Genomic DNA, 18,203 nt, shown 5'->3' on the forward strand with positions numbered 1-18,203 from the left:
AATCAGTTTTTCTTTCGCAAAACATAAAGCGCAGTAGTGGTTAAAATTAACCCAAATACTGTTGCAAGTCCTGCTGTATCACCAGTTGTTGGTAACGCAGTACTTACTTTACTACTAGTAGCAGTGCCATTTGGTGTAGATGTAGCTGGTTTTTCAGTTGTGGTAGTCCCGCCATTAGTCGTTCCTGAACCATTATTGGTGTTACCGTTGTCAGTCCCTCCATTATTCCCATTTCCGTTACCACTATCGGTTCCGCCATTATTCCCATTTCCATTATCAGGAGGTGTAGTTGCGGCTGCTTGCACGGTTGTTTGGAATGTGGCGCTGTAACCGTTCGTATCAGTGACAGTAGTTGTGATTTGGTCACCTTTTTTAAAGTCTAGAGAAGAGATGTCTACAGAGAATTTACCGTTTGCATCCGCTGTTGCGCTTGGTCCAGCAGCACGTACTAATTTGGCGTTTGAATTTGTTTTTTGAACACCAACCGTAGCACCTGGTAAAGTAGTACCAGTTAGCGTTGTGTCTTTTTCAGCTAGTTTGTTGATTTTTGTTGCGTCTTTTAATGCTTTAATGGCTGCATCAGCTGTTTCTTTGTCGATTTCAGCTTGAGATTTGTAAACTTTACGGCCTTCTTTTTGAGCTGTAATTACTTTTCCAGCAGCTTTTTGTTCCTTGATATAGTTGATAAATGTTTCGGTATCTGGGTCAATCGCTGTAACTAGATTCGCTTTTTTGAATGCAGAAAATCCGTCTCCACCACCGAATAAGAAGTCATTGATTACGACTTTGTATTTTTGGTCAGATTTTAACGGAGTACCATCTTCTGTTGTAACACTAGCAACTTTGTAAGCATGATCTAAGTCATCTGTATCAGTGAAAGTGTATTTTAATCCAGAAATTTGTAAAAAGTAAGTTTGGTTACTTAAATATTGTTGGTTTAGTGCTTCTAAAATATCTGCACCAGACATTTCCACTACTTGAAGAATGTTTCCGAATGGTTGAACAGCTTGTGCCGCACCCCAGGTAATTTCGTTCTGGCCATTTGCCAGACGTGTTGTGAGATCAGCACGAATGCCGCCATTATTTGTCATAGCAAAATCTACGTCAGCGCCTGCTTTGTTTGCCATATAGCGTTGTGCGTCAGTAATCATATTACCAAGTTCGGATTCTTTATCATCGATTGCTTGGTTGTCTAGATTTGTATCGCGGGAAATGACGTCTTTATTTGCAAGTCCGATAGTTTCGTTAATAACTCCTTCAATGCGGCTTTTCGCATCTTCAGTTACAGCTGTAATATCGGAATTTGGAGAGACGCTTCTCGTATTATATGTAATTTTAGCATCTGGTGGTGAAACGAAATCGCCTGTTGTTTTATCAAGTTCGCCGGTTACATCGGAAAAAGCTTTACCGTTATTGTAACTTTGGACGATACGAGTTTTACCAACTAATCCGTTTGTGTATTGATGATTATGCCCCGCAAGGACTAAATCGACGGAATTATTTGGGTCTAATTCGTTTGCTTTCGTTATCATATTAGCAGCTTCCCCAGCTACATCTTGTTTTGTTCCAGTGTTTGGATTTCCAGTAGATAGTGCAGGAACGTGAGATAAAACAACGATAGCATTAACGCCTTGTCCTCTAAGTTCAGCAGAGTATTTCACGATTGTTTCTGCTTCATCAAGGAAATCGTAGTCTTTAATATGATTTGCCAGTACTAAATTAGGGATTTCGGTTGTAACGATACCGATGAAGCCAACTTTGACGCCATCAATTTCTTTTACATAATAGGGTGAAAATCCTTCTGCAACTGTGTTTGTCCCTTTATTAACAACATTTGCGGCAACAATTTTCATATCACCTTTAACTCGTGGATAAGCTTCCACAATTGGCCCGAATTTGCTCGTAGAAACACCATCTAAAATTCGTTTGTATTCAGGCAATCCCTCATCAAACTCATGATTCCCAAGTGTGCCGATTTCGAAGTTCATTTTTTGAAGGACTTTCATTGTTGGTTCGTCTTGAAGCAAACCAGAAACGGCCGGGCTAGCACCGACCATGTCACCCGCTTGGACACGAATGGCATTATCTGCTGTAGCATCAGGATTTGCTTGTAAAAATGAGCTAGTAGCATTATCCAAGTTGGTTGCTAAATAGTCTGCTCCGCCAATTGGGGAGCCAGATGCATCTTTAGAGGCTGTTTCAAGCGCTCCGTGGAAATCATTTATTCCTAAAATCTGGATAGGAACGGTATCCGCTGCTGCTTGTACTGAATTCCCGGTGAATGGTGCAGTTAGTCCGATTGTGAGCCCTGCTACGAGTAAAAAATATGTGGTTTTCTTGAAAAATTTGTTCACTTTCACACTCTCCCTTTTTTCGCCAGTGGCAATTTGTAAGCGCTAACTAATTGGTGTCTATCTATTATAGTAGCAAAGTGAATTTGCCTTAGCAATAGGTAATGTAGCTTTTTTGTAAATGTTTTGATAATTTATTGCGATATTTTCATTTTAAATAATAAAGGAAGAAATTTTCAATAAAATAATGTGGGCAATTAAAAAATGGCTGGTGTGAATCTGGTAATTTACCATATTCACACCAACCAATTTCGTTGTTATTTGATTAAATTATTCGAAGCATCTTTTACGACAACATCATGTGCGCCGCCTTCTACAATAGAAGTAGAGGAGACAAGCGTAATTTTTGCTTTTTGTTGAAGTTCAGGGATATTTAAAGCCCCGCAATTGCACATCGTAGAACGAACTTTACTTAAACTGATTGCTACATTGTCTTTTAGTGAGCCAGCGTAAGGAACATAAGAATCTACGCCTTCTTCAAAGGAAAGTTTTTTGTCGCCACCAAGATCATAACGCTGCCAGTTACGGGCCCGGTTAGCTCCTTCACCCCAATATTCTTTCATATAAGTGCCATTTAAATTCACTTTGTTTGTTGGACTCTCATCAAAGCGAGAGAAGTAACGACCAAGCATGATGAAGTCAGCGCCCATTGCTAGAGCGAGTGTCATATGGTAGTCATAAACAATTCCGCCGTCAGAACAAATCGGAATATACACACCAGTTTCGTCAAAATATTCATCACGGGCTTTTGCAACATCGATTAAGGCAGTTGCTTGACCACGGCCGATTCCTTTTTGTTCACGAGTAATACAAATTGATCCACCACCAACGCCAACTTTGACGAAATCTGCACCTGCATCAGCAAGGTAACGGAAACCATCACGGTCAACCACATTTCCAGCACCAACTTTGACTGAATCGCCGTATTTGCCACGAATATAGTCAAGTGTGCGTTTTTGCCATTCAGAGTAGCCTTCAGAGGAATCGATGCAAAGAATATCTGCACCAGCTTCCACCAGTGCTGGAACGCGTTCTTCGTAGTCACGTGTGTTAATACCAGCGCCAACAACATAACGTTTGGAGGCGTCTAGCAGCTCTAATTTATTTTCTTTATTAGAATCATAATCTTTACGGAACACCATATGGACGAGGTGTTCGTTATCATCAACAAGTGGTAAGGCATTTAGTTTGTTATCCCAAATAATGTTATTCGCTTCTTTTAATGTAGTCGATTTATTTGCAGTAACTAATTTTTCAAAAGGAGTCATGAAATCTGCTACTTTTTCGTCAGGACTCATACGTGTTACACGGTAGTCGCGACTTGTTACGATACCAAGTAATTTTCCATGTGCTGTGCCATCTTCAGTGACTGCAACCGTAGAATGACCTGTTTTTTCTTTTAAATCAAGAATGTCTTGCAAGGTTTTATCGGGGCTGATATTGGAATCACTAATAACGAAGCCCGCTTTATGATTTTTAACACGTGAAACCATCGCTGCTTCACTTTCAATAGACTGAGAACCGAAAATAAAAGAAACGCCGCCTTCTGTAGCTAAGGCAATTCCCATGTTATCATCAGAAACAGCTTGCATAATTGCAGAAACAAGCGGAATATTCATCGTAATTGCGGCTTCTTCACCTTTTTTAAATTTCACAATCGGCGTTTTTAAGCTAACATTAGTTGGTACACATTCAGCTGATGAGTAGCCTGGAACAAGCAAGAACTCACTAAATGTGCGGGACGGTTCTTCAAAATAAAATGCCATTATTTCCACTCCTTTTTCTATTTTTTTTTACATTTATAAAATACCTTTATTATTTCAAGAACTGGCATGAAAGTCAATGATTGATAGAGATTATTTGTGGCTAGATATAAACGTTTTCTTTTGGAGGTCAGGAGGAATATACTAAAAGAAGATTATTTTATACGAAGGGAGGAGAGTAAATGAGTGAGGAGAAGTTGCTAGAACGTGGTTATCGCAAGTATCACGGGGAAGAAATAGATGTTTATTTTAACACAACCGTTTGCGCGCATTCAGGCAATTGTGTAAAAGGTAACAAAGAACTATTTGATTTAGATAGAAAACCATGGATTATGCCAGATAATGTATCAAAAGAAGAAGTAAAACGTGTCATTAATACTTGTCCAAGTGGAGCACTTCAATATATAGAGAAATAGGAGGGATAAAATGGAATATAAAGAAGGTAAAAATAGAATTTATGCGGTAAATGATGAAGGGACTGAGGTTGGGGAGGTAACATTTGTCCCAACTGGTGAAGATATGTTTATTATCGATCATACAGGTGTGGATGATGTTGCTCGAGGCCAAGGAATTGCGCAAGAACTAGTAAAGCGTGCTGTAGAAAAAGCGAAAACAGAAGGAAAGAAAATTATTCCGCTTTGTCCATTTGCTAAATCTGAGTTTTCGAAAAAGCCGGAGTATCAGGCAGTACAAGCTGATAAATAAGGATAAGTAGACTAAGGTTTGATCCTAGTCTACTTTTTTTATGGAATAATTTAAAAATATCGGTTTTCTCTTCTTGACATCTTCTTCGTTTCAGTGTATCTTTAATTCACAGTAAACTTATATGAATAATAGTAATAAGATTTCTTATCAAGAGTGGTGGAGGGATTCGGCCCAGTGAAACCCGGCAGCGGAGCGCAAGTTCTATGCTAATTCCGAACAGAAGTAACATTCTGGCAGATAAGTAGTAGCTTACAATTAGGCGCTTCGATTCTGACCAAAAAACAGAAGAAGCGTTTTTTATTAGCGCTAAAGAGGGGAGTTTTTGTTAGATGAAGAAATTTTTATTAGTGGCAGTTATCTCGGTTTTTGCTTTGGTGTTGACTGCTTGCGGAGGATCTGGCGCTAGCTCTGACAAAGCAAATAGTTCAGGCAAAGCGAAAGATGGCGGCTCAATTATTATTGGAGTTGCAGGAGACCCGGAAGTTATCAATCCAAACTATGCCGGCGACCGTGTAACGCTAACAATTCAACAAGCTGTATACGCACCGCTTTTCTGGGAAGCTAACGGCAAACCAGCACTTGCAAAAAGCCTAGATATTTCAGATGACAACTTAACTTACACTGTAAAACTGAAAGACGGTTTAACATGGCACGATGGAAAACCTTTAACAGCTGATGATGTAGTATTTACGGTTGATTCCATTTTAGATACGAAACAAAACAGCCCGAATCGTGGTAACTTTGTTTTTAATGATAAACCTGTGAAAGTAGAAGCTGTGGATGATACAACAGTTAAATTCACTTTGCCAACAGTTGCTCCCGCCTTTGAAAATACCATTAAAACTTTCTTCCCAATTCCAAAACACGTTTTTGAAGGAGTAGCAAACATCGAAAAAAGTGATAAAAACAAAAATCCAATTGGTTCGGGACCATATAAATTTGTTGAATACAAAGCAGGCGAATATGTTTCCCTAGAAAGATTCAACGACTATTTTGATGGCAAACCAAAACTAGATAAAGTCACTTTCCGAATTACAAAAGACCAAAATTCAGCAAACCTAGCACTTCAAAATGGAGAAATCAATTTAAAATCGATCCAACCATCTGATCGAAACAAAGTGGAAAAAGCGAGTGCAGTGAACATTATCACATATCCAGAAAATCGTTTAAGTTATGCAGTTTTCAATGAAAATCAACCTGCACTTAAATCAAAAGAACTTCGCCAAGCATTATCTTATGTACTTAACCGTGAAGATATCATTGAAGCAGCTTATGGTTCTGATGAATATGCGAAACCCGCATCTTCTTTCCTAACAGAAAACACTAAATACTTCACTGACAAAGTAGAAACGTATGACCAAGATATCGCTAAGGCAAAAGAATTAGTGAAAGAAAGTGGCTTTGATACAACTCAAAAATTAACTGTATACTATTTAAATAACAGTAAATCTCAAGAAAGTATCGCACTTTACTTGCAACAGCAATATAAAGAAATTGGTGTATCTCTCGACTTAAAACCAACTGATCCAAATGCGCTAAGTAATATTACCCTTGACCGTAAAAATGCGGACTATTCCATTGCTCTAAATGGTTATATTATGGGAAATGATCCAGATGCATACAAATCCTTGTTCTTAAGTGATGCTCCTTACAACTATGCTAATTATCACAATAAAGCTTTGGACGTGCTTTGGGCAAAAGGTGCTGTAACAGCGGATGATAAAGATCGTCAAGCGGTTTATGAAGATATTCAAAATACAATTGCAGATGATGCAGTAATTTACCCGATTTCATACGACAATGCAGTGCTTGCACTTGATAGCCGTTATGGTGGACAAAAAGCTGCAACTCCGCAACCAGTAACAATGTTCCGTGATTTATCTAAATTATATTTAACGGAATAAGTAAATAAAAATTATTCGTAAAAAATCTGACCTGCCAAGCTATTTTTGGTAGGATCAGGTTTTTACTTGTCATTTTTTGTGTTTTAGATAGGAGATAAATTATGCTAAAAACAATCACAAAACGCGTACTGCAAATTATTCCGATGCTATTTATTATCTCGATTATTTCCTTTGCACTTATAAAATTAGCACCTGGTGATCCGGTGAATTCATTTGTTACACCTGATATGAATCCTGATGATGTAGAGCGAATTCGGCAAAGTTTAGGGCTGGATCAACCAATTTACATACAGTATTTTATTTGGCTTGGAAATTTGTTGCAAGGTAATTTAGGATATTCGATTATCAACAGCCAACCAGTGTTACAACAAATTTTAGAAAGAATTCCAGCAACACTTGGTTTAGTAGGAACTTCTCTTATTTTGACACTTATACTGTCAATCCCACTTGGGTTAGTGGCTGCGAATTACGAAAACACTTGGATTGATAAAGTATTAAATGGGATTTCGTATATTGGGATTTCGATTCCGATTTTCTGGTTCGGCATGATTTTAATTGATGTGTTTTCGATTCAGCTAGGATGGCTTCCGAGTCTTGGGATGCGAACGATTGGGGTAGACTCGTTTTGGGATATGGCGGAGCATGCGGTTTTACCAGTTATTACGCTAACTTTCCAAGGATGTGCTGCCTACTACCGCTATGTTCGGTCCAATACGATTAACCAATTAAAAGAAGAATATGTGTTATTTGGTTATGCAAAAGGGCTTTCTAAAGTACAAGTAATGGGGCATCACGTCTTAAAAAACTCGCTACTTCCTGTTATTACATTACTTGGGATGTCGCTTCCGCAAGTGATTACGGGCGCATTTATTACGGAGAGTATTTTCTCCTGGCCGGGAATGGGATCACTAGGAATTAATGCGATTTTCCAATTAGATTATCCGGTTATTATGGCAATTACTCTATTTTCGGCACTTTTATTAATTATTGGGAATTTATTAGCCGATTTAGCTTATATGATTGTTGATCCACGGATTAGGGAAATGGGGTGAGGGGTTCATGATGCGATTAGACTTTTCGAAAAAAACGATGCAGGAATTTGAGCGTGATGCAGAAGTTGTTCATGCTACTAGAGAGCGAACTTTTTGGCGTTATATGCTATCAGACCGCCGCGCCATTTTTGCAACGGGTGTATTGATTTTTATTACGGTTGCTTGTATCTTTGCATTCCTGTCACCTTATGATCCCAATACGCTTTCTGTTCAAGATAAATTAATGCCGCCAAATGCATCACATTGGTTTGGTACGGATGACCATGGCCGAGACTACTTCACACGTGTTTTATATGGCGGTCGTGTTTCTCTTTTAGTTGGTGTGTTTGCCATGATGATTGCAATTGTTGTTGGGACATTTGCTGGAACAATAAGTGGTTATTTTGGCGGGTTTGTTGATAACATGGTGATGCGTTTCTTAGATATTTTTATGTCGATTCCATCATTTTTCTTATTAATGATTTTAAATGCTTATTTAAAACCAGGGATTTCCAATATTATTATTATTATAGGTTTGTTGTCTTGGATGGAAGTAGCGCGGATTGTTCGAGCGGAAACACTAACTCTAAAAGAGCGAGAGTTCATTTTGTATTCGAAGTCAGCGGGTGGCGAATTTTTCCATATTATGTTTAAGCATATTATTCCAAATGCCATGCCATCAATAGTTGTAGCGGCATCTCTAAATGTAGCGACAGCAATTTTAACCGAGTCGGCGCTAAGTTTTCTAGGGCTTGGCGTGCAACAACCAAACGCTTCATGGGGAAGCATGCTGAACAATGCGCAAGGTTATGTTGGAGAAGCCAGTTATTTGGCACTTTTCCCAGGTTTATTAATATTAATGACGATACTTTCGTTTAATGTGCTGGGTGATGTACTTAGAAAAGGGTTATCGCGTAGATATTAAAATGCGGATTTGGTTTTTTCTTTTGCGGGAAATAACCAAATCTTTTTTATGAGGAACGTAACAATTCAAGTTATAATTACTAAGAATAATTCTATTTTTATACCACTTTATTTAAATTTTAATCTTTTATGATGTATGAATATTCAACTTTATTCATCGCCTACATTTCAAAACATTAATTAGTTTGGTGGTTTTGCCAATAGAAGCTTGAAAAATTATATAAGACTAGTCTAGTTTATGAACATTTTGTGACTTTTAATTTAATGTGCAAAAATTGTGAAAAACAGCTCTAACTGTGCGTTTTTTTTGAAACCATGCAATATATATTGTGCAGCAATTACGCTAAATTAATGTTGTTTTAGTAGTTAATAAGGGTAAATGGGGCTTTTTATTTAGATCGTTCTGTGCTATTCTCCCATTAGGGAGGTGTGATTATTGTATAGATTATTCAGTATTATTTTTTTTGGAATAGCAGTAATTTGTTTGTTCTTTCCATGGATGTCAAGCGGTGTGGACGCAGAATCGTTTGAATTAGTTTATGAGCCAGCTTATAAATTAATATGGATGCAACCAATTATTATTTTAGGATATCTAAGTTTTATTATTACTATTTCTATTCCGAGATTTCAAAAAGGGACTAATAAAATTGTGCCATTTATTGGGCTGTTAGTATTAGTATTAGGTTTATTAAATTTGGCAGTTAGACCACTGTTTGGATTTAGCACATTTACATTTAGTATACTAAGTACTTACATTACTGAATTAGTAGAACCGGCATTTATTATCGCAGTATTGGCAAGTGTTGTATCGTTAATTATGTATGCAATATATTTAAAAACATCGGAGGATTAATGACAATGCAAAAAAGTAAGATTATTGTAGCTTTAATTGTGATGACAAGCTGTATTATTCCAGCAACGGTATTTGCGGATATAAAAGATCCGAATACTGATTTAAAAATAGTATTTGAAAAAGAAGAGATTAAAAATGAGGATAAATTACTAGACTTAGCGGCAAAGCAAGAAAATCAAGAATACATAGTGGCAGCAGGAGAGAAGATTCCAATAGCTATAAATGATTCAAGCGCAGAAGTCGCGACAGATGCTTTACCAGATGTTGAAGAAGAATTAAATACGAAGGTAGCGACAGAAGTCTTAGAAGTGAGGGCCGATGAAAAAGGTGATTATGAAGCAGATTTAGTATCAACAATTTTTGTTGAAGTAGAGGGTGATGGTGTTATCTCAGCAGATCTAGTTGATGAAGACAAATTAGATGAGACTGAGGGTATTCAAATTGAAAAACAATCTACTAAAATTAATAGCTTTAGTAATTTTCTAGTACCTATGGCTGCATGGACAGATACAAGTAGCACAGGTAAAAAAGGTGCGAAAGATAGTATTTATATTTCTGCAAAAGTGTATTATCATCAACAAAAAAAGAGCGGTAATACGCATATGGATATGAATACGATTAACTACAATACATCTGTTAAGAAGACTGGTGGAAAAATAACTAGAAGAACAGCTAAAGTGGCTCAATCTGGAATGACTAAGTTTGGCAAAAAACCATTGTTACAACAAACTAAATCATTGTCTTTTTCAGGGAATTCATATAAATATGATGTTCCTGATAGCTGGACACCAATATCAACTACTAATGGTTGGGTTGGTACTCAGTTAAATGTAGCATCAACTTATAAAGGTTCTACTTATAATACGTCAGTCAATTGTTTGATTCTAAGTAATCCTAAACTTGGATGGTAATTTGTTCAATACTAAGTAGGGAACAATAGATCATAATGTAGGGCCGAAAAGCTTATCTTATAAACTGCAAATTATACTAGTATAGATGAAAACAAATAAGGTCTCTATTCCGATTTTTGGATAGAAGCCTTATTTGTTTTTTGGTAGATTTAATTTGCTCTACTATTTTTTCACTTCAATAAACTTATAACTATAAGGTGAGCCAAAAGCATGTTTTTGCACACCTGTAATATCGGTTCGTTGCAGTACTGCGGTTTGATGTTGATAAAGAGGTAAAATCGCTGCATCGTCATCTAGTAAGACTTTTTCAGAAGCGACAAATGCATTCCAACGTTCTTCTGGTTTTGTTGCAAGTGTTGTGTCAGTTGATTTAACTAGTTTATCATATTCGGGGCTGTTATAGCTCATATGGTTATTAAAGTAATCTGATAAGAATAGGCTACTGTATGTCCAAGGATCTTTGAAATCAGGCATCCAAGCAGCAAGTGATAAATCATAGTTACCATCAGAAGTCAGCTGTGTTGCGCTTTTCGATGGCATATTTTTCACTTTAATAGTCACACCTGGTAAATTATCTTCAAACTGTGCTTTTAAATAAGCAAAAACAGTTTTAGTCGTTTCTTGGTCATCGCCAAGCAGTTCAATGGTCACTTTGTCCGTACCAAGTTCTTTTTGCGCTTGTTTCCAATATTTTAATGCTTCATCTTTGTTATAAACTAAATGGTCCCCGCTATCTGTTCGGAAATCTGCACCCGTTGTTGGGTTTTGTACAAAGTCTTTTGGAAGTAAACCATTTGCAGGAAATGAACCGTCGCCTAAAATTCTGTCCGTTAATTGTTTTTTATCAACAGATAAATTAAGTGCGTGACGTAAGGAATTATTAGCGAGGGGTGTCGCTTTCTCGTCACGTTTTTGGTTCATTCGCAAATAGCTTATTAATGCATCTTTTTCAGTTAGGAAATCTTTTTTATCTTTATATTGTTTGGCAAAGTCCCCCGAAAGTGGAACTCGGTCGGCCTCATTGGTGTTATAAAGATTCACTCCAGCATTGATATCTTTCGCTACTTGAACATCGATTTCGTTCACTTTCACATTCTCTTTATCCCAGTAGTTATCATTTTTAGCGTAAGTCCATTTTTGGGTAATATTTCCGCCCCAATCCTTCATTATAAAAGGTCCATTATATAAAGTATGCGCGCTGTCTGTACCATATTTTTCTCCTTGTTTCTTCACATAACTTTCTTTTTGTGGGAAAAATGTTTCAAAAGTAAGTAGCGAAATGAAATAAGGAACTGGTTTTTTAAGTGTGATTTCAAGTGTCGTTGGGTCAGTAGCAACAACTCCAAGTTCTGTTACAGGTAATTTACCCTCATTGATTTCTGTAGCATTTTTGATGGAATCCTTAAATAGTGCAGAGTATCCAGGAGCGGTTTTTGGGTCTACGGCACGGCGCCAAGCATAGACGAAATCATCGGCAGTTACCTCTGAACCATCAGACCATTTCGCGTTTTTCTTTAATTTGATTGTATATTTCGTTTGGTCTGCGCTAATTTCAGGCATCCCGTCCGCAACTCCAGGAACAAAGTTATCTTTTTGATCGAGTGTATATAAACCTTCAAAGACCTGATTTTGTGCAGTAAAGCTAGCAAAATCTTCTTCGGCAGTCGTATTTAATGTTAGTAATTCACTAGTTTCAAGAAATTTAATTTTGTCCGGGGAAGTTTTTTCAGCTGACTTATTAGAGTCATTTCCGCAAGCTGTTAGTAAAAGTAAAGTGAAAATGGCCATAATTGGCAGTGCTTTTTTAAAATAGTGCATGATATTCTCCCCTTCTATCTGTATATTTAAAGTTATTATAAGTATTCCGATAAGATAAGTCAAGTTTGTGGTTTGGAAAAAAACTTCTTGACGCGTAAAAAAACAAATGGTAAGATATTTCTTGCAAATAAGAACGATTACGTTTTGCGATGCGTAATCGACATTTACATAGTATAATCATAAGGATTAAATCGTAATCATTACGAAAAGAGGGGAAAATATGAAGAGATGGTCTTTTTTATTTGTAACAGTAGTAGCGTTCGTTTTCGTTTTAGCAGGGTGCGGTGCTAATAGTGATGCTAGTGGAGAGAAGGATAAGTTGAAGATAGTGACCACTTTTTATCCGATGTATGACTTCACCAAAAATGTTGCCGGAAACAAGGCATCGGTAGAAATGTTGATTGATGCTGGAACAGAACCGCATGATTATGAGCCAAGTGCCAAAGATATTGCCAAAATTGAAGCGGCAGATGTCTTTGTTTATAATAGCGCTGATATGGAAACCTGGGTTCCAAGCGTTCTTAGAAGTTTAGATTCTAAAAATTTGACAGTAATTGATGCAAGTAACGGAATTAAATTAGCGGAAGGGATAGAAGAAGGGGAAGAGCATCATCATGAGCACGAGGAAGAAGACGGTCACCACCATGAACATGATCCGCACGTGTGGTTGAGCCCTGTTCTTGCCCAAAAAGAAGTGGCAAATATCCAAGCAGGTATTACAAAAGCAGATAAAGTGAATGCAACTACATATGAAGTGAATGCAGAAAAATATACAGACAAACTAAAAGACTTGGATAATGACTACAAAACAGCTTTTGAAGGCGCAGGACAACGCGATTTTGTAACACAGCATGCAGCATTCCAATATTTAGCAACCGAATATGGTTTACATCAAGTCGCGATTGCTGGATTATCGCCCGACCAAGAACCTAGCCCGGCACGCCTAGCAGAATTGCAAAAGTATCTAACTGACAACCATATTAAAACGATTTATTTTGAAGAAGTTGCTTCGCCAAAAGTAGCAGAAACACTTGCAAACGAAACAGGTGCAAGCCTAGAAGTATTAAGTCCAATTGAAGGCATAACAGCAGAAGAACAGGAAAAAGGAATGGATTATATTTCTTATATGCAACAAAATTTGAAAGCACTTAAAAAAACAATAAAATAAGGAAGCGATAAGATGTCATATATTAATGTAAACAAGGTTCGTTTTAAGTATGAAACAGAGCCGGTTCTTGAAAATATTTCTTTCGAAGTGAATGCAGGAGAATTTATTATACTAACAGGAGAAAACGGAGCAGCCAAATCTACACTGCTCCGTATTATTTTGGGGATTTTACAACCAGATAAGGGCTCAGTTTCATTTGCTAAAAACAATCTTGAAGGTGGGAAACTTTTGACGGGTTATGTTCCACAACAAATAGCTTCCTTCAATGCGGGTTTTCCAAGTACTGTTCTTGAGTTAGTAAGGTCAGGACGTTTTCCAAATGGGAGATGGTTCAAGCGATTAACGCAAAAGGATCACGAGCATGTAGAAAAAGCATTAAAATCGGTAGAAATGTGGGATTTTAGACATAAACGAATCGGCGAATTGTCAGGTGGGCAAAAGCAACGAATCTGTTTAGCAAGAATGTTTGCAACAGATCCAGATTTGCTAGTTCTTGATGAACCACAAACTGCAATGGATAAAAATAGTAAAATGAAGTTTTATAAATTGCTTCAGCATGAGGCTAAAGTACATCATAAAGCGATTCTGATGGTTACGCATGATAGTGAAGAATTAGAAGGGTATGCTGACAAACATATCAGACTTGTGAGAAGGGAGGATGTAGCATGGAAATGTTTTTCTATGGATTTATGCAAAGAGCCTTCCAAGCATCAATGATTATTGCTATAATTGCGCCGCTTTTAGGTTTATTTCTAATTATTCGTAGGCAGTCTCTCATGGCTGATACGCTTTCGCATGTTTCGCTTGCTGGTGTTGCCTTTGGTTTGGTGTTAAATGTGAACCCGAGTGTGACAACTTTAATTGTAGTTGTGATAGCTGCTCTTGGAATGGAATACTTACGAGGTATCTATACGACTTATTCGGAGTTGTCGATAGCGATACTAATGGCTGGGGGACTTGCGGTGGCGCTTGTCTTAATGAATCTTGATCAAGGCGGGATGACGACGAGTGTGCAACAATATTTGTTTGGTTCAATTGTAACAATAAGTAAATCGCAAGTGCAGATACTCCTCATATTAGGAGTATCGATAGTTATCCTGTTTCTTGCGTTTAAACGATTTATGTTTGTACTTACATTTAGCGAAGATGTTGCGGTTGCAGAAGGGGTTCCGGTCCGGGTGATTTCACTATTATTTAGTGTCGTGACAGGGATTGCTATTGCTTTTATTATGCCGATTGCTGGGGCCTTACTTGTATCTGCACTGATTATACTTCCCGCGGCCATTGGAATGCGCCTTGCTAAGGGGTTTCTAATGTGTGTAGTTAGTGCAATCTTCATTGGTTTATTAGGTATGTTTTCAGGACTCGTATCCTCTTATCAACTTGGAACCCCGCCTGGCGCAACAATTACTTTAATGTTTATTTTGATTTTTATCGTGGTGGCATTTGTATTAAAATTTGTAAGAAAATAACTTTTACCAAGTTTCTTGAAAAACTTTGACGCGATTATTTAATTCCTCGCTCAGTATAATCCAGCTTTTATCTGGTTTTACAATTTTATTAGTATCTTTTAAATCTTGCAAGTCTTTGTAAAAACAACTTTTAGATAAGTTACTGTAAGAAAGAAGATAACTGGTTTTAATTTCTGGGGGTAGGAGCACTCGGTCATTATCAATAGGCGTACCGTGAAGAAGCGCCATATTGGTAAAGGCAATCATGAGTTTGTCCGAAGCAGAACAATTAGCCACAATACTTTTGAGGTATGCGTGAATGGATTGATTTTTCATAATAAAAAACTGAAAGCCAAAGTTTTCTGGAAACATGGATAAGAAATATTTAATATTTTGTTTAGAGTATTGGTATAAGGTGCATTTTGATAATGTTTTAAAAGTAAATTTATTTGGTGATTCGTCTAGTAATGTTAAATAATTCAAAAACATACCTTTACCTTGAATAGAATAAATTTTTGAGTGCGAAGTGGGTTCTTTCAAGTACATAGAAACATAACCATCAGCAATAAAATAAATATTTTTACTGACATCAGCTTGTTGAGTTAATAAACTGGTGTTTTTTGGTACCTCTATTTCTTTATAGTCGATTTTTCCTTCTTCGGAAAGTCTAAGGAATTCTTGATAATTGTATAAGTTTTCAGTCATGATGTTTTCCTCCATTATTTTTCTTGTCCTTAGTGAATATTTTACCAGAAAGGGCAAATTATAAAATAATGATGAAGTACCATTTTTTATGTAAATACCTCTAAAATGTGAACAAAATTTGAATTTTACATAGAAAATCTTAGAAGAAAACTTGGTAAATGTAGATTATAGTCATTTTTATTTTTTTATTTTAGTATTTTTTGCGGAAAACATAATGAATGAAACGAACACTAGTTCTGTGTTATAATTCAGGTGGAGTATGAAGGAGGAGTGTTGATGAAAAGGGTAAAAATTTCGGTACGGCGTTTAGTGGAATTTGTGCTTAGGAGTGGCAGTATTGATAGCCGAATGACTAGTTCTGCCCGAGCGCTAGAAGGTACGAAAATTCATCAATTGCTCCAAAAATCAGCTGGAGAAGAATATCAAGCAGAAGTTAGTTTAAAACTCGACCGTACTGTGGAAGATGTAGCTTTTTTACTAGATGGCCGTGCAGATGGGATAATTAATGAGCGAATAATAGATGAGATTAAAACAACGGAAACCGTAATGGAAGAAATTACCGAAATTTTCCAACCGCTTCATTGGGCGCAACTGGTTTGTTACGGCTTTATGCTTGCTGAAAAAGCAGAACTTTCTGAGGTCACGCTTCAATTAACCTATTATCAAGTGGCTGATGAAGAAATAAAGCAATTTAGACGTGTAATGAGTCGAGAAGAAATGGGTGTTTTTGTAGATGATTTGCTTTCCAAATATGCAGTTTGGGCAAAAATGTCAGTTGCTTGGGAAATGAAACGGAATAAGACAATTCAGGAGTTGGCATTCCCCTACAGCAATTATAGGCGTGGTCAGAGAGAGCTTTCGATTGCGGTGTACCGAACAGCAATCTTAGGAGAGGATTTATTTTGCGAGGCTCCAACTGGAATTGGCAAGACAATGTCGACCCTATTTCCTGCAATGAAAGCAATGGGTGAAGGGAAGACGGATAAACTTTTTTACTTTACAGCGAAAACCATTACGAGACAAGTCGTAGAAGATGCGCTAGATGAAATGCGACGGAAGGGGTTAGCAGCGAGAAGTGTTACGATTACAGCGAAAGATAAAATATGCTTTTTAGATGAGCGCAAGTGTGAACCGGATCATTGCCAATTTGCAAGGGGGTATTATGACCGGTTGAATGAGGCACTATTTGATCTGCTTGGACAGGAAGAAGCAATAAGTCGGTCTGTTATAGAGCAATATGCCCAAAAATACACACTTTGCCCATTTGAATTGTCACTTGATGTGGCGCTGTTTTGTGATGCGATTGTTTGTGACTATAATTATTTGTTTGATCCAGTGGTTTATTTAAAACGCTTCTTTAGTGAAGGCCCAGGAAAGTACACGTTTCTAGTTGATGAAGTGCACAATTTAGTAGATCGAGCTCGTTCGATGTTTTCAGCGACGTTACGAAAATCACTCGTTATGCAAGTAAAGCAACAGTTGGACAAAAAGCTTCACAAACGGCTTTGGAAAACGATTAATGAGATGAACAAAGTAATGATTTCAATTAACAAGAAATTAATTGAAGTGGACGAGACAATTCATGTAAACAAAGCAGCGATGACGGAATGGAACGAGTCAGTATTAAAGTTTACGTTTGTTGCAAAAGAATGGCTACCAAAAAATGCACAATCGGAATCTCAGACCGATGTGTTGGAGCTTTACTTTGAGAGCTTGCGTTATATGAAAATTGCTGAACTTTATGATGAACGCTATACTACACAGATTACGCGCCATCGTTCGGACTTAGAAATCAAACAACTATGTTTAGATCCTGCGTTCCTGCTATCAGAAAAACTAAAACTGAGGTCTAATTCTGTACTTTTTTCAGCGACGCTCAGACCAATTGATTACTATACAAATGTACTTGGCGGAGAAAATGATACTAGTCGAATGATTTTTAGTTCTCCGTTTGAACAAAAAAATATGCGTTTATTAGTGGCGGATAATATAAGTACTAAATATCAAATGCGTCATCAAAGTTTAGCGACAGTGGTTGAATCGCTAAATTCGTTTATATCAGGAAAAAAAGGAAATTATTTATTTTTCTTTCCTTCTTTTCAATATTTGCAAATAGTGTATGAGTTATTTAAAGCGCAATACCCAAATATCGTCATACAAAAGCAAGAGAATTCAATGGATGAAGCGCGACGTGAGGAATTTTTAGAAGTATTCAAAGTAGGAAATTCAGAGACTCTTGTAGGTTTTTGTGTTTTAGGCGGTGTTTTTTCTGAAGGAATCGATCTTCGTGGGGAAAGGTTAATTGGAGCTGCGATTGTTGGAGTTGGCCTGGCGCAACTAAATCCAGAGTCGAATTTAATTAAAGACTATTATAATGAAACAATTGGTCGTGGATTCGATTATGCGTATCAAATCCCGGGGATGAATAAAGTGCTTCAAGCTGTGGGACGAGTCATTCGCGATGAAACTGATCGAGGAGTTGTATTACTAATAGATGAACGGTTTTCGACAAGTCGTTATCGGGCATTATTTCCGCCTCATTGGAATCATGCAAAAATAGTCAAAAATACGCAAGAAATCACGCAGCAAGTAAGCGAATTTTGGCGAAATGATTGATTT

15 protein-coding genes and 1 riboswitch are annotated in these 18,203 nt (G+C 37.2%); of the genes, 11 read left to right on the top strand and 4 right to left on the bottom strand.

Annotation, left to right across the window (positions count from 1 at the left end; all coding sequences use genetic code 11):
- Positions 1-2: 2 nt before the first annotated feature.
- Together JL53_RS01115 and JL53_RS01120 are read right to left on the bottom strand one after the other, a co-directional pair.
- Positions 3-2,360, bottom strand: a complete 2,358-nt coding sequence (locus JL53_RS01115; protein WP_077916393.1) for a bifunctional metallophosphatase/5'-nucleotidase — start codon at positions 2,358-2,360, stop codon at positions 3-5.
- 248 nt (positions 2,361-2,608) lie between these two features.
- Positions 2,609-4,117 carry an IMP dehydrogenase gene (locus JL53_RS01120; RefSeq protein WP_038406497.1) on the bottom strand — a complete coding sequence of 503 codons (1,509 nt, stop codon included), beginning with the start codon at positions 4,115-4,117 and terminating at the stop codon, positions 2,609-2,611.
- A 179-nt stretch (positions 4,118-4,296) separates the two neighbouring features.
- Between JL53_RS01120 and JL53_RS01125 the strand changes: the two genes are divergently transcribed.
- The 7 genes from JL53_RS01125 (at position 4,297) to JL53_RS01155 (ending at position 10,442) form a co-directional block, all read left to right on the top strand.
- On the top strand, positions 4,297-4,530 hold the full coding sequence (locus tag JL53_RS01125; protein WP_038406498.1) for a (4Fe-4S)-binding protein: 234 nt from the start codon (positions 4,297-4,299) through the stop codon (positions 4,528-4,530).
- A 10-nt stretch (positions 4,531-4,540) separates the two neighbouring features.
- A complete protein-coding gene (locus JL53_RS01130; protein ID WP_003718216.1) occupies positions 4,541-4,819 on the top strand; it encodes a GNAT family N-acetyltransferase in 279 nt (92 codons plus the stop codon).
- 141 nt (positions 4,820-4,960) lie between these two features.
- Positions 4,961-5,063, top strand: a riboswitch (SAM riboswitch).
- Positions 5,064-5,148: 85 nt separating this feature from the next.
- Positions 5,149-6,723 carry an ABC transporter substrate-binding protein gene (locus JL53_RS01135; protein ID WP_038406499.1) on the top strand — a complete coding sequence of 525 codons (1,575 nt, stop codon included), beginning with the start codon at positions 5,149-5,151 and terminating at the stop codon, positions 6,721-6,723.
- A gap of 101 nt (positions 6,724-6,824) precedes the next feature.
- Positions 6,825-7,775, top strand: a complete 951-nt coding sequence (locus JL53_RS01140; RefSeq protein ID WP_038406500.1) for an ABC transporter permease — start codon at positions 6,825-6,827, stop codon at positions 7,773-7,775.
- Between the two features lie 10 nt (positions 7,776-7,785).
- Positions 7,786-8,679: an ABC transporter permease gene (locus tag JL53_RS01145; protein WP_038406501.1), complete on the top strand. Its 894-nt coding sequence runs from the start codon at positions 7,786-7,788 to the stop codon at positions 8,677-8,679.
- Positions 8,680-9,114: 435 nt separating this feature from the next.
- Positions 9,115-9,531: a hypothetical protein gene (locus tag JL53_RS01150; protein WP_038406502.1), complete on the top strand. Its 417-nt coding sequence runs from the start codon at positions 9,115-9,117 to the stop codon at positions 9,529-9,531.
- 5 nt (positions 9,532-9,536) lie between these two features.
- On the top strand, positions 9,537-10,442 hold the full coding sequence (locus JL53_RS01155) for a hypothetical protein (protein ID WP_038408107.1): 906 nt from the start codon (positions 9,537-9,539) through the stop codon (positions 10,440-10,442).
- A 162-nt stretch (positions 10,443-10,604) separates the two neighbouring features.
- Here the strand turns inward: JL53_RS01155 and JL53_RS01160 are convergent, their stop codons facing one another.
- On the bottom strand, positions 10,605-12,260 hold the full coding sequence (locus JL53_RS01160; RefSeq protein WP_038406503.1) for a peptide ABC transporter substrate-binding protein: 1,656 nt from the start codon (positions 12,258-12,260) through the stop codon (positions 10,605-10,607).
- Between the two features lie 220 nt (positions 12,261-12,480).
- On the opposite strand from JL53_RS01160, the gene JL53_RS01165 reads away from it, so the two are divergent.
- The 3 genes from JL53_RS01165 to JL53_RS01175 are packed head-to-tail and all read left to right on the top strand — an operon-like array spanning position 12,481 to position 14,900.
- Positions 12,481-13,428, top strand: coding sequence for a metal ABC transporter substrate-binding protein (locus tag JL53_RS01165; RefSeq protein ID WP_038406504.1), 948 nt, complete (start codon positions 12,481-12,483; stop codon positions 13,426-13,428).
- Positions 13,429-13,440: 12 nt separating this feature from the next.
- A complete protein-coding gene (locus tag JL53_RS01170; RefSeq protein WP_003718221.1) occupies positions 13,441-14,145 on the top strand; it encodes a metal ABC transporter ATP-binding protein in 705 nt (234 codons plus the stop codon).
- Entirely contained in the window at positions 14,094-14,900 is an 807-nt protein-coding gene (locus JL53_RS01175; protein ID WP_038406505.1) for a metal ABC transporter permease, read from the top strand. The genes JL53_RS01170 and JL53_RS01175 overlap by 52 nt, the downstream gene beginning before the upstream one ends.
- Positions 14,901-14,903: 3 nt before the next feature.
- On the opposite strand, the gene JL53_RS01180 is transcribed toward JL53_RS01175, so the two are convergent.
- A complete protein-coding gene (locus tag JL53_RS01180; RefSeq protein ID WP_003718223.1) occupies positions 14,904-15,584 on the bottom strand; it encodes a Crp/Fnr family transcriptional regulator in 681 nt (226 codons plus the stop codon).
- Positions 15,585-15,860: 276 nt separating this feature from the next.
- Between JL53_RS01180 and JL53_RS01185 the strand changes: the two genes are divergently transcribed.
- Positions 15,861-18,200 carry an ATP-dependent DNA helicase gene (locus JL53_RS01185; RefSeq protein ID WP_038406506.1) on the top strand — a complete coding sequence of 780 codons (2,340 nt, stop codon included), beginning with the start codon at positions 15,861-15,863 and terminating at the stop codon, positions 18,198-18,200.
- Positions 18,201-18,203 lie beyond the last annotated feature (3 nt).

This window comes from Listeria ivanovii subsp. londoniensis (assembly GCF_000763495.1).
Classification (GTDB): Bacteria; Bacillota; Bacilli; order Lactobacillales; family Listeriaceae; genus Listeria; species Listeria londoniensis.